Origin of the sequence: Streptomyces odontotermitis, from assembly GCF_050510915.1 — a bacterium.
Classification (GTDB): domain Bacteria; phylum Actinomycetota; class Actinomycetes; order Streptomycetales; family Streptomycetaceae; genus Streptomyces.
Genome location: NZ_JBNJLS010000005.1, coordinates 1 through 12,240, shown reverse-complemented (window position 1 = coordinate 12,240; position 12,240 = coordinate 1). Strand labels below are relative to the sequence as shown.

Annotated in this window: 10 protein-coding genes; 3 read left to right on the top strand and 7 right to left on the bottom strand. The window is 71.5% G+C overall.

The window, feature by feature from the left end; all coding sequences use genetic code 11:
* Window positions 1-254: 254 nt before the first annotated feature.
* From ACQB60_RS15985 to ACQB60_RS15970, 4 genes are all read right to left on the bottom strand, one after another.
* Entirely contained in the window at window positions 255-1,445 is a 1,191-nt protein-coding gene (locus ACQB60_RS15985; RefSeq protein ID WP_496926658.1) for a lipid-transfer protein, read from the bottom strand.
* The gene (locus ACQB60_RS15980; RefSeq protein ID WP_496927091.1) at window positions 1,442-1,867 is read right to left on the bottom strand and encodes a Zn-ribbon domain-containing OB-fold protein; all 426 of its coding nucleotides are present in this window, start codon (window positions 1,865-1,867) and stop codon (window positions 1,442-1,444) included. Before ACQB60_RS15980 ends, ACQB60_RS15985 begins: the two co-directional genes overlap by 4 nt.
* Window positions 1,868-2,065: 198 nt before the next feature.
* Entirely contained in the window at window positions 2,066-2,560 is a 495-nt protein-coding gene (locus tag ACQB60_RS15975; RefSeq protein WP_496926657.1) for an FBP domain-containing protein, read from the bottom strand.
* Window positions 2,561-2,677: 117 nt separating this feature from the next.
* Window positions 2,678-3,487 (bottom strand): M15 family metallopeptidase, encoded by an 810-nt coding sequence (locus ACQB60_RS15970; RefSeq protein ID WP_496926656.1) that lies wholly within the window; start codon window positions 3,485-3,487, stop codon window positions 2,678-2,680.
* A 71-nt stretch (window positions 3,488-3,558) separates the two neighbouring features.
* Between ACQB60_RS15970 and ACQB60_RS15965 the strand changes: the two genes are divergently transcribed.
* Window positions 3,559-4,092, top strand: a complete 534-nt coding sequence (locus ACQB60_RS15965) for an NUDIX domain-containing protein (protein WP_496926655.1) — start codon at window positions 3,559-3,561, stop codon at window positions 4,090-4,092.
* 21 nt (window positions 4,093-4,113) lie between these two features.
* On the opposite strand, the gene ACQB60_RS15960 is transcribed toward ACQB60_RS15965, so the two are convergent.
* A complete protein-coding gene (locus tag ACQB60_RS15960) occupies window positions 4,114-6,474 on the bottom strand; it encodes a glycoside hydrolase family 31 protein (protein ID WP_496926654.1) in 2,361 nt (786 codons plus the stop codon).
* A 214-nt stretch (window positions 6,475-6,688) separates the two neighbouring features.
* On the opposite strand from ACQB60_RS15960, the gene ACQB60_RS15955 reads away from it, so the two are divergent.
* On the top strand, window positions 6,689-8,668 hold the full coding sequence (locus ACQB60_RS15955; RefSeq protein ID WP_496926653.1) for an acetoacetate--CoA ligase: 1,980 nt from the start codon (window positions 6,689-6,691) through the stop codon (window positions 8,666-8,668).
* 87 nt (window positions 8,669-8,755) lie between these two features.
* A complete protein-coding gene (locus tag ACQB60_RS15950; RefSeq protein ID WP_496926652.1) occupies window positions 8,756-9,649 on the top strand; it encodes a DUF8829 domain-containing protein in 894 nt (297 codons plus the stop codon).
* Window positions 9,650-9,724: 75 nt separating this feature from the next.
* On the opposite strand, the gene ptsP is transcribed toward ACQB60_RS15950, so the two are convergent.
* Window positions 9,725-11,395: a phosphoenolpyruvate--protein phosphotransferase gene (ptsP, locus tag ACQB60_RS15945; RefSeq protein WP_496926651.1), complete on the bottom strand. Its 1,671-nt coding sequence runs from the start codon at window positions 11,393-11,395 to the stop codon at window positions 9,725-9,727.
* A gap of 78 nt (window positions 11,396-11,473) precedes the next feature.
* The gene (locus tag ACQB60_RS15940) at window positions 11,474-11,923 is read right to left on the bottom strand and encodes a PTS sugar transporter subunit IIA (protein ID WP_384848842.1); all 450 of its coding nucleotides are present in this window, start codon (window positions 11,921-11,923) and stop codon (window positions 11,474-11,476) included.
* Between the last annotated feature and the right edge of the window lie 317 nt (window positions 11,924-12,240).

The following is a 12,240-nucleotide window of genomic DNA, read 5'->3' as shown; positions in this document are numbered from 1 at the left end:
CGCCCCGCCCGGCCTCCATGGCGAGCGTGCCGTCGCAGTCGAATCGCCCATGGGGGATACCCGGTTGAGCTGGGCCTTTGTGCAGACCCATCGCGCGGAGCAGGAGCTCAGCGGCGCGGAGCCGAGGGCGGCGATGCCGACTGACACCCGGAAGTGTTCACCGGCCGTGATGGAGCGTCAAGGTCGCGGACGGCACCGGCTCAACCGGTGCGCCGCGTTCACCCCAGGGCCCGCCCCGAACGCCGAAGGCCGCCTCAGCGCACCGCCACGACCGATGAACCGTGCCCGAACAGGCCCTGGTTGGCGGCGATCCCCGCCCGCGCGCCCTCGACCTGCCGGTCGCCCGCCGTGCCCCGCAACTGCCAGGTGAGCTCGCAGACTTGGGCGATCGCCTGGGCCGGGACGGCCTCTCCGAAGGACGCGAGACCGCCACTGGTGTTGACGGGTATCCGTCCGCCCAGAGCCGTCGCGCCCTCGCGCAGCAGCTTGGCGCCCTCACCCTCGCCGCACAGCCCCAACTCCTCGTACCACTGCAGCTCCAGGGAGGTGGAGAGGTCGTACACCTCCGCCAAGGAGAGGTCCTCCGGGCCGATGCCCGCCTCCTCGTACGCGGCGTGGGCGATGGACGCCCGGAAGGACCTGCCGCCCGGCTCCACCACGGCGGCGGAGTCCGTCGCGATGTCCGGGAGGTCCAGGACGGTGGTCGGGTAGGTGGGCGTGACCGTGGAGACCGCGCGGATGCGCACCGGGTCGGCCGCGCCGTGCCGGCGCGCGAACTCCATGCTGGAGAGCACGAGCGCGGCCGCGCCGTCCGAGGTGGCGCAGATGTCGAGCAGCCGCAGCGGGTCGGCGACGACGGCTGAGGCCGCCACTTCCTCGGCCGTGACGGCCTTGCGGTAGCGCGCGTTCGGATTGAGCGCGCCCGCCGCCGCGTTCTTCACCTTGACCTGGGCGAAGTCCTCCAGCGTGTCCCCGTGGACGGCCATCCTGCGGCGCGCGTAGAGCCCGAAGTACGCGGGGTTGGTCGCCCCGAGGACGCGGAAGCGCAGCCAGTCGGGGTCGTCGGGGCGGTCGCCGCCCGCGGGCCGGAAGAATCCCTTGGGAGCGGCGTCGGCGCCCACCACGAGCACCACGTCCGCGAGCCCCGAAAGGATCTGCGCGCGGGCCGTGTTGACGGCCTGTGCCCCCGAGGCGCAGGCCGCGTACACGCTCGCCACACGCGCGCCCTGCCAGCCGAGCGCCTTCGCGAACGTCGCCCCCGCCACGTATCCGGGATAGCCGCCGCGCACCGTGTCCGCGCCGACGATCGAGCCGACGTCGCGCCAGTCGACGCCCGCGTCGGCGAGCGCCGCCCGGGCCGCCACCGTCCCGTACTCGATGAACCCCTTGCCCCACTTGCCCCACGGATGCATCCCCGCGCCGAGCACGGCCACCTCGCCGCTCATGCGCCCACCCCCACCGGCCGCCACTGCCACGTCGTCCAGGTCGTCTCCTCGTCCTCGTTCAGGACGCCGGGGACGACCTCCACCTCCATGCCGATCTCCAGGTCGGCCGGGGTGATCCCGGGAACCGTCTGGCCGAGCACCACCATGCGCTCCGCCGCCAGCTCCACAGCGATCAACGTGTAGGGCTGCCAGGTGAGTTCCGGATCGGACACATACGGCGCGGGAGGGCGATAGCGGCCGTCCGTGTACGACCAGATCGTGCCGCGCCGGGAGAGCGGCACCTCGACCAGCTCGCCGCCGGAGCAGCCGGGGTTGCGGCAGAAGGCGTCCTCCCGGGGGAAGAACACGGCTTCACAGGCCGAGCAGCGGGTGCCGAGGAGCCGGAAGGCATCCCCCTCGCCGCCGAACCACTGGGGCACCACGGGTGTGCGCGTACGCGACAAGGTCCCTCCACAGCACTGGATCTGACGGAACGTCAGAAGTGTGCCACGCTCCCGGCGCGCCGTCACCGGGGTGAATCGGCTGAACCCTGGACACCGCTTTCGCGTCCGAGTATCGGAGAGGGTGTCCGGAGCCGACGGGGGTGGCCCCGGACGCCCTCTCGCGCGCGGGTGGTGCCATCAGTCGTGGAGCCGCTCCAGGAAGGCTGTCAGGTTGCCCGTGGTCCGCGCGATCTGCTGCTCCACGGTGAGGGTCTCCTCGAAGCGCGCTCCCGGCTCCAGTGGCTTCTTGCCGCGTACGTAGAGCGAACAGGCGAGGTCGGTGCACATGTAGACGCCGACCGAATTGCCCTCACGTCCGGCCGCGCCCGCCTTGCGGGCGGTCATCAAGGAGACGCCGCTTCCCGGGTGCGTGGTCAGGCACAGTGAGCACATGCTCCGGTGCTGGAAGCCCCGCTGGCGGGAGGGGAAGCGGAGCGTGACACCGGCGAGGCGCCCCTCGTGTGCGGTCACCAGGTAGCTGCGGTCGGGAGCCCCCGGATCTCGCCAGCCCAGGAAGTCCAGGTCCTCCCAAGGGAAACGGTCGAGGTCGCGGGGGACGGCGAGGCGCTTGGCCTCGCCCTTGGAGCAGTTGATGAACGACGTACGGATGTCCTGCTCGGTCAGCGGGCGCACGAGAGAGCCTCCAGGGCGTGAGGGGGTGCGAGACGGGCGGTGCCCGTAACCTAGGACCTCTAGGTTACGGGCACCGTAGCGAGCCCCGGCCGTCTGACTCCAGCGAATTAAGCGAGGTCAGCGCCGCGACAGGGACTTCCGGGAGACCGGGAAGTCGAAGTACGTGTCGGGAAAGGTCTCCGGCTTGTACGTGAAGTGCCACCACTCCTCGGGGAGCTTCACGAAACCAGCCCTCTCCATGGTCGACCGCAGCAACTGCCGGTTCGCCAGCTGCTTCGGAGTGAACTGATCGTCCTTGGTCTCACCCGCCCTGGGGTCGAAACAGTCGAAGCCCGTACCCATGTCCACGGAGTTGTCGGGGAAGCGCTGCTCCTTCGGGCCGAAACAAGGAGAGAGCGGTTCGCCGGGCACATACGGCCGCGTGGGCTTCGCCGGGAGCCGGACCACGGTCAGATCGAGCGTCGACCCTCGGCTGTGGCCGGACTTCGCGGCGATGTAACCGTCCTCGAACAGGCGCGACTTGTCGACAAGGGGATAGAACTCCGCCTTCATGCGCGTGTCCTTGAGGTCCTCCGCCCACCGCACGAAGTGATCGACCGCCCGCTGGGGCCGGTAACAGTCGTACACCTTCAGGGAGTAGCCCCGCCGCAGGAGCGAATGCTGCGCCCGGTGCAGGGCCTTCGCCGCGGGCTCGGTGAGGATGCACATCGGCTTCTTGTAGCCGTCGACGGGCTCACCCACGAAGTTGTGCGGGGTGAAGTACCGGATCTCCTGGATGATCGTCGGGTCGACGTCGCTGAGGGCCACGAACTCCCTCGGCGCCTTCGGCCCGGAGTGGGCCTGAGCGGGCGCGGGAGCGGCGGCGACGGCCAGCAGGGCGGCAGCGGCGGCGGTGAGGCTCCGCAGGGCGGAGGCGAGTCCTGTCATGCCCCTGCGTCTATCAGGGCCGGGGCCGGGGGCGAAAGACCGGAAGCCCCGCCATCGGATACAGTCCGCGCGTGTCCGCATCCCAGCACCGCGCCAACCCCGTCCCGGATTCCCACTGTTCGAGCTGTGGCGCACCCTACGAGGAGCACGTCTCCGGCTGGCCCCGCACCTGCACCGACTGCGGTGCGACCGCCTACCGCAACCCGCTGCCCGTCGCCGTGGCCCTCCAGCCCGCGTACGACACCCAGGGCACCGGCCTCGTCGTGATCACCCGCACCATCGCACCCGCGCGCGGGGGAGTGGCCCTCCCCGGAGGCTACGTCGACGACAGGGAGGACTGGCGGCACGCCATCGTCCGTGAACTCAAGGAGGAGACGGGCATCAGCGCTGCGAGCCACGACGTCCGCCTCGCCGACGCCCTCAGCGCGCCGGACGGCCACCTGCTCCTGTTCGGGCTGCTGCCCGAGCGCCCGGCAGCCGACTTCCCACCCTCCGTGGCCACGGACGAGACCGACGGCTGGGACCTGCTGCGCCGCCCCACCGACCTCGCCTTCCCCCTCCACACGTCGGCGGTCAGGGCCTGGTTCGAGGGCCGCTACATCTGACCGGGGGCGCAGGCCCCACGGTCAGGTCGCGGCCCCCCGCACCCGGACCGGACACCCGGCCTCCCCGCCCTCGTGGCCCTCCCGCTCCACGACCACCCTGCCGTCCCGCCACCGGGAGGTGAACCGCTCGACCGCGGACTCCTCCCACCCGTCACCCGCGTCCCGGATCAACAGACCGCCCCCGGCGCCGCCCCGAGCCGGAGCCCACGCCTCCAGCTCGACGCCCCCGTCCGCGCCCCGCACGGGAAGCACCGCACCCGCGCGCGCGAGCACCGGAATCCGCGACAAGGGAGCATCGAGCACCACCTGGGCCTGCCCCTCGTACGCCTTCCCGGTCGCCGTGTCGTACCAGCGGCCCCGCGGCAGCCGCACCGACCTCCGCTGCGCACCCGGCTCCAGAACCGGCGCCACCAACAAGGAGTCACCGAGCAAGAAGGCGTCCTCGCAGTCGCGCAGCGCCCGGTCCTCGGGACAGCCCCACCACAAGGGACGCACATACGGAGCCCCCGTGCGCCGTGCCACCTGCGCGAGCGTCATGAAGTACGGCAGCAGCCGCCGCCGCTCCACGAGCGCCACACGCGCGTGCCCGAGCACCTCGGGCCCGAACTCCCAGGGCTCCCTGCGCCCGGCCCGCAGCGACGCGTGCGTACGGAACAGGGGCAGATACGCGCCCAGTTGGAACCACCGCAGATACAGCTCCGCGGACGGGCTGCCGTCGAAGCCCCCCACATCCGGCCCCGAGTACGGAACCCCGCACAGCCCCAGCCCCAGGACCAGCGACAGTGACGCCCGCAGCCCCGGCCAGCCCGTGGCCACATCGCCCGACCAGGTCCCTCCGTAGCGCTGCATCCCCGCCCAGCCGGACCGCGAGAACAGGAACGGCCGCTCCTGGGGCTGCAGTTCACGCAGCCCCTCGTGACCGGCGCGGGCCATCCCGAGGCCGTACACGTTGTGCGCCTCCCGATGGTCCCCGCCACGGCCCTCCAGGCTGTGCCGGGCCGAGCGGGGGAGCGTGGCCTCTCCGAAGGCAGCGAACGACACCGGCTCGTTCATGTCGTGCCAGAAGCCCGCGAAGCCCTGCGCGAGCCGCTCCTGGTAGAGCCCGCCCCACCACTTCCGCGCCCGCGCGTCCGTGAAGTCCGGATACACCGACTCCCCGGCCCACACCACCCCACGCACCGTCCGGCCCGCGGCGTCCCGCACGAAGACGTCCGCCGCCGTCCCGCTGTCGTACACCTCGTTGCCCGGCTCGGACGCCACCGCGGGATCGACGATCGACACCAGCCGGATCCCGTCCCCGCGCAACTCCTCGGCGAGCTGCGGCAGATGAGGGAACCGCTCCCGGTCCACCGTGAACACCCGGTGCCCGGAGAAGTGGTCGATGTCCAGATGAACGGCGTCGAGCGGCAGCTCCCGCTTGCGATAGCCGGCGACCACCCGCCGCACCTCACGCTCGCTGCCGAACCCCCAGCGCGCGTGATGGTGCCCGAGGGCCCACGAAGGCGGCAGCGCCGGAGCACCCGTCAAGGAGACCCACGCGTGCAACACGCGCGCGGGGGTGCCCACCATCACCCAGCACCGCAGCGGACCCCCACCCATCCGCAGCTCGCACGACCCGCCCCGGTCATGGCCCGAACCCGCGCCCTCCTCGCCCTCGTGCACCATCACCGTGCCGTCCCACGAGTTGTCGTGGAACACCAGGTGCGTGCCCGCGTCCGCGACCACCATCTGCAGCGGCATCGTGATGTACAGGGGGTCGTCCCCGGGGCCGAAGGACCCGCCCGGATCGGTGTTCCACAACCGGTAGACCCCGTCCCGCAACCGCGGCCCCGAAGCCCGCCCGCCGAGCCCGAAGAACCGCGCGTCCGCCGCCACTTCGGACCGCTGCACCCACCGCGCCGGGCCCCCGCCCACCGGCTCCCACCAGCGCGGCGGCAGGTCACGCCGCAGCCGCACACCACCCGGAGTGAGCAGCTCCACCGCCCCGTACCGGGACACCACCACCGTCGCGCGCTCCGCCACCACCCGCCAGCCGCCGTCCTTGTCGGGCTCCAGAACGGCCCGTGGATCCGGCTCGGGAGCCTCCCCGGCCAGCGCGTACGACGGCTCGGGCAGCGCCCCGTCCCAGCCCCAGAACACCGAGCCGCCCGCCGTGACCCGCACCCTGAGCTCCGACCGCGCGAACCGCACCACACCGCCGCCAGGACCCGGTTCGACGCCCGTCACCGGGCCCGGCACCCTGGCCCGCTCGGCCCCGCGCGGCGTGAGCCCGGTCGCGTCGGCCCGCCTTCTGCGCCACGCGGAGCGCACCGAGCGCAGCCCCTGGGCCGGGCCCGCCGAGCCGACCGCCTTCACCGAACGCACCAGGTCACGACCGTTCATGCTGCTCACCCTGCCACTCGCCCGCCCGCGCGCGTGAGTCGTTCAATCGCCGTTCACCCACGGTTTCCCGGCAGGGTCGTGATCTCGGCCACCAGGGCCCTGCCCTGGTGCGGAAGACGATCACGTGGCAAGGTCCGTGTCAGTCGTGTCACGCGCACACCCAGCTCGTGCGCACGGCACACGCAGACGCCGCGTACAGTCCGGGAGCCGCCCCATGTCACCAGCGAACACCTCGCCGCTCTGGCAGCCCGACCAGGATCGGATCGCCACGGCGCAGATCACCCGCTTCCAGGCGTGGGCCGAGCGCTACGGAGCACCCGCCGACGGCGGCTACGCGGCCCTGCACCGCTGGTCCGTGGAGGACCTGGAGATGTTCTGGAAGGCCGTCACCGACTGGTTCGACGTGCGCTTCGGCACCCCGTACACGCGCGTGCTCGCCGACCGCTCCATGCCGGGCGCCCGCTGGTTCCCCGGAGCCACCCTCAACTACGCCGAACACGCCCTGCGCGCCGCCGAGGAACCCGCGCGCGCGGACACCCCCGCTCTCCTCCACGTCGACGAGACGCACGAGCCGCGCCCGGTCACCTGGGCCGAACTGCGCCGCCAGGTCGGCTCCCTGGCCGCCGAGCTCCGTGCCCTCGGCGTGCGCCCCGGAGACCGCGTCAGCGGCTACCTGCCGAACATCCCGCAGTCCGTGGTCGCCCTCCTGGCCACCGCCGCCGTCGGCGCCGTCTGGACCTCCTGCGCCCCCGACTTCGGCGCCCGCTCCGTCCTCGACCGCTTCCAACAGGTCGAACCCGTCGTGCTGTTCACCGTCGACGGCTACCGCTACGGAGGCAAGGAACACGACCGCCGCGACACCGTCGCCGAGCTCCGCCGTGAACTGCCCACCCTGCGCGCCGTGGTCCACATCCCGCTCCTCGGCACCGAGGCCCCCGAGGGCGCTCTGGAGTGGTCCGCCCTCACGTCCGCCGACACCGACCCGGTCTTCGAGCAGGTCCCCTTCGACCACCCCCTGTGGGTGCTCTACTCCTCGGGGACGACGGGCCTGCCCAAGGCCATCGTCCAGTCCCAGGGCGGCGTCCTCGTCGAACACCTCAAGCAGCTGGGCCTGCACTGCGACCTCGGCCCCGAGGACCGCTTCTTCTGGTACACGTCCACCGGCTGGATGATGTGGAACTTCCTCGTCTCCGGCCTCCTCACGGGCACCACGATCGTCCTGTACGACGGCAGCCCCGGCTACCCGGACACCGGCGCCCAATGGCGCGTGGTCGAACGCACCGGAGCCACCCTCTACGGCACCTCCGCGGCGTACGTCATGGCCTGCCGCAAGGCCGGCGTCCACCCGGCCCGCGACTTCGACCTCTCCCGCGTGCAGTGCGTGGCCACCACCGGCTCCCCGCTGCCGCCCGACGGATTCCGGTGGCTGCACGACGAGTTCGCCGAGACCGCGGGCGACCTCTGGATCGCCTCCGTGAGCGGCGGCACGGACGTGTGCTCCTGCTTCGCCGGGGCCGTCCCCACCCTCCCCGTCCACATCGGCGAGCTCCAGGCCCCCTGCCTCGGCACCGACCTCCAGGCATGGGACCCCCAGGGCAAGCCCCTCGTCGACGAGGTCGGCGAGCTCGTGGTCACCAACCCCATGCCGTCCATGCCGATCCACTTCTGGAACGACCCCGACGGCAGCCGCTACCACGACAGCTACTTCGACACCTACCCCGGTGTCTGGCGCCACGGTGACTGGATCACCGTCACCGCACGCGGCTCGGTCGTCATCCACGGCCGCTCCGACTCCACCCTCAACCGCCAAGGCGTACGCATGGGTTCGGCGGACATCTACGAGGCCGTCGAACGCCTGCCGGAGATCCGCGAGTCCCTCGTCATCGGCGTGGAACAGCCCGACGGCGGCTACTGGATGCCCCTGTTCGTCCATCTCGCCCCGGGCGCCACTCTGGACGACGCCCTGCGCACCCGCATCAAGCAGACCATTCGCGATCAGCTCTCCCCGCGCCACGTCCCCGACGAGATCACCGAAGTCCCCGGCATCCCGCACACACTGACCGGCAAGCGCATCGAGGTCCCCGTCAAACGCCTGCTCCAGGGAACTCCGATGGAAAAGGCGGTCAACCCGGGCTCGGTGGACAACCTCGACCTGCTGCGCTTCTACGAGGAGTTGGCCCGCACCCGCGGCTGACACCGGCCCGTGCCGCCTTCCCGCGGCCGTTGTCAGTGCCTCCCATTACGGTGAGTGAGCATTGATCGACTGTCCGCAGGGGGGAACATGGCGAACAGCCAGCACCAGACCATGCGACGCGTCCTGCGCCGCGAAGTCGCCGGGACGATCGGCCTGTTGGCCGACGAGGAAGACTTCGCGGCGATGCGCCGCTACCGCACCTTTTCCTTCAACGACCACGAGACCTATCTCCGCGAGGTCGAGGCCCTGCTCCGGGCGCTCGCCGCCCAGGGCAACCACACCAGCCTCGCCCTCTTCGACCCCGTGGAGTACGAGGAGTACTGCTCCGACGCCGGCCTCGACCCGGACGCGCCCGCGAGCCGCACCCGCTTCACCGCGGAACTGGCCTCGTCGGGCCCCACACTCCCGTACGACGGCCGCCCGCTCACCGACCTCCTGCCGGACCTGGTCGACGAATCGGTGCGCCGCGCCACGTGGGAGTACGCGACGGTGGTCCTGGCCCGCGCGGGTACCTGCACCGACTGCGGCGAGGACATCGGCCGGGCCGCGTTCAACAGAGCGGCGAGCCTGCTGACCCGGGTGCTGGACACCTCCGACCCCGGAGCCCGCCACCTCGTCTGCAGCGTCCCCACCGAAGCCGAGCCCGTGCTCGCCGCCCTGCACATCACGACCGGGCCCACCACAGGCACCTTGATCGACGAGAGCGAGGCCCTGGAATTCACCACGGTCCTGGCCCTCGGCATCGCCACCCACCGACGCGCGGGCCTCGTGCTCCGTACCACCACCGACGCCGGTCCCGACCGGGTCCAGGGCTGGCGGCTCAACGGCACCCGCCTGACGCCCCTCACCGCCTCCGAAGTCTTCGACGCCTACTGCACCGACGCCGTCACCGGCGACCTCCTGCCTCCCGAGCCGGGCGTCGACTACTGCGCGGCCCCGGACCTGGACGACGGAGAACCGGAGACCGGACACACCCACTGAGAACGCCCGAGGGGCGCTCCACCACATAGGTGGAACGCCCCTCGGAAACACCGGCCCGACGGCCGGCCGTCACGACTACTCGCCGGACAGCACCGCCTGCGCGGCCTTCCGCGCCTCCTCGGCGCTGTCCGCGGCCCGTGCGGCCGCGGCCGCACGCTCGCACTGCGCCAGCGTGTACTTGCCCAGCGTCGCCCGCACGTAAGGAATGGACGCCGCACCCATCGACAGGGAGGTGACACCCAGACCGGTCAGCACACACGCCAGCAGCGGGTCGGACGCGGCCTCACCACAGACACCGCAGCTCTTGCCCTCGGCCTTCGCCGCCTCGGCGGACAGCGCGACCAGGTCGAGCAGCGCGGGCTGCCACGGGTCCTGCAGCCGCGACACCGCACCCACCTGACGGTCGGCGGCAAAGGTGTACTGCGCGAGGTCGTTGGTCCCCAGCGACAGGAACTCGACCTCCTGCAGGATCGAGCGCGCCCGCAGAGCGGCGGACGGGATCTCGACCATGGCACCGAACTTCGCCTGCAGCCCCGCCTCGCGGCACGCGTCCGCGAAGTCCTTGGCATCGGCACGGTCGGCGACCATCGGCGCCATGACCTCGAGGTAGACCGGCAGCCCCTCGACGGCCTTGGCCAGCGCGGTCAGCTGCGTCTGCAGCACCTCCGGGTGCTCGAGCAGCGACCGCAGACCCCGCACGCCCAGAGCCGGGTTCGGCTCATCGGCCGGCGTCAGGAAGTCCAGCGGCTTGTCCGCACCGGCGTCGAGCACACGCACCACGACCCGGCCCTCGGGGAACGCCTCCAGGACCTTGCGGTACGCCTCGACCTGCTTCTCTTCCGACGGCGCCTTGGAGCTGTCGTCCAGGAAGAGGAACTCGGTACGGAACAGACCGACGCCCTCGGCACCGGCCTCGACGGCTGCCGGCACATCAGAGGGACCGCCGACGTTCGCAAGGAGCGGCACCTTGTGCCCGTCGGAGGTGGCGCCCGGCCCGGTGGAGGCGGCCAGCGCGGCCTTCCGCTCGGCCGCGGCGGCCTCGAGCTGCTCGCGCTTCTCGGCGGTCGGGTCGACAAAGATCTCACCGGTGCTGCCGTCGACGGCCACCACGGTGCCCTCGACCAGCTCACCCGCACCCGGGAGCGCGACCACGGCGGGCACACCGAGCGCCCGCGCGAGGATCGCACTGTGGCTGGTCGGCCCGCCCTCTTCGGTGACGAAGCCGAGCACCAGCGCCGGGTCCAGCAGAGCGGTGTCCGCCGGCGCGAGGTCACGCGCGATCAGGACGTAGGGCTTGTCGCTGTCCGGCACACCCGGCATCGGCACGCCCAGCAGCCGGGCGACGATACGATTCCGCACGTCGTCCAGGTCCGCGACGCGCCCGGCCATGTACTCACCGGCCCCGGCGAGCAGTTCGCGGTAGTGCGAGAACGCGTCGTAGATCCCGCGCTCCGCCGTGCTGCCGACCGCGATACGACGGTCGACGTCGGACATGAGCTCGGGGTCCTGAGCGATCATGGCCTGGGCCTCGAGCACCGCCTGCGCCTCGCCGCCGGCCAGATTGCCGCGCGCCATCAGGTCGGCCGCCACAGCTTCCACGGCCTGACGGGCGCGCCCCTGTTCGCGCTCCGCCTCCTCCGCGGGAATCTGCTTGGCGGGCGGCTCAAGAACCGCCGTTCCCATGTGCCGAACCTCGCCGATCGCCACCCCGTGGCTCACGCCGACGCCTCGCAGCGTTGTCTCCATTTCACCCGTCTCCGATAGTGCGACGGGCCCAGCCGCCGCGGTTGGATGTCGTACCTGCCGTCAGCGACGGCGATGACGTCACTTCCAGCTGAAGAGCGCGTCGCCGGCCTTCACGTCGCCGGCCTCCACGAGGTCGGCGAGGGACTCGGCCGTGGCCTCGAGGGCCACGATCGGGCAGACCGGGGACTTACCGGCGCTCTCCACGGCAGCCGGGTCCCAGCGCACCACGCCCTGGCCGCGCTGCACCGTGTCACCCTTGCTGACGAGCAGCTCGAAGCCCTCACCGTTGAGCTGCACGGTGTCGATGCCGAGGTGCGTCAGGATGCCGTGACCCTGGTCGTCGACCACGACAAAAGCGTGCGGGTGAAGCGAGACGACGATGCCGTCCACGGGTGCGACAGCCTCAGAGGGCTCACGCGCGGGGTCGATGGCGGTACCGGGACCCACCATCGCGCCGGAGAACACGGGATCCGGTACAGCAGAGAGCCCAATTGCGCGTCCGGCAAGCGGGGACGTCACGCTGGTCATGGCAAGCCTCCCAGGGGGCGGAGATTCGTAGCCGCCGTCACTACCTGTCCTGGACGACGCACTGTTCAGAAGGGTAAGTCATAAGAAGTCCCGGTTCCGCACGAGAGGTCCCGGTTGGCAGCCGTAGAGGCACTGCACAAACGATTTGCGTCGACCCAATACCCCATGTACAGTCGGACTCCTGCCTGAGGCCAAGCGACGCCCCAAGCGTCCAGGCTCGGCAGCATCCATCGAGTCAGATCTTAGTCTCTGAGTGCGGTTCTGCGTGTTCGCAGATGACCGTGGTCAGAGGCCCGAAAAAGACCTGATAGAGTTTG

What these genes read in the sequence shown, in the direction of transcription:
- ACQB60_RS15985 (WP_496926658.1), bottom strand. Translation starts at nt 1,445, where the DNA reads ATGAGCGGCGAGGTGGCCGTGCTCGGCGCGGGGATGCATCCGTGGGGC.
- ACQB60_RS15970 (WP_496926656.1), bottom strand. Translation starts at nt 3,487, where the DNA reads ATGACAGGACTCGCCTCCGCCCTGCGGAGCCTCACCGCCGCCGCTGCC.
- ACQB60_RS15960 (WP_496926654.1), bottom strand. Translation starts at nt 6,474, where the DNA reads ATGAACGGTCGTGACCTGGTGCGTTCGGTGAAGGCGGTCGGCTCGGCG.
- ACQB60_RS15955 (WP_496926653.1), top strand. Translation starts at nt 6,689, where the DNA reads ATGTCACCAGCGAACACCTCGCCGCTCTGGCAGCCCGACCAGGATCGG.
- ACQB60_RS15950 (WP_496926652.1), top strand. Translation starts at nt 8,756, where the DNA reads ATGGCGAACAGCCAGCACCAGACCATGCGACGCGTCCTGCGCCGCGAA.
- ptsP (WP_496926651.1), bottom strand. Translation starts at nt 11,395, where the DNA reads ATGGAGACAACGCTGCGAGGCGTCGGCGTGAGCCACGGGGTGGCGATC.
- ACQB60_RS15940 (WP_384848842.1), bottom strand. Translation starts at nt 11,923, where the DNA reads ATGACCAGCGTGACGTCCCCGCTTGCCGGACGCGCAATTGGGCTCTCT.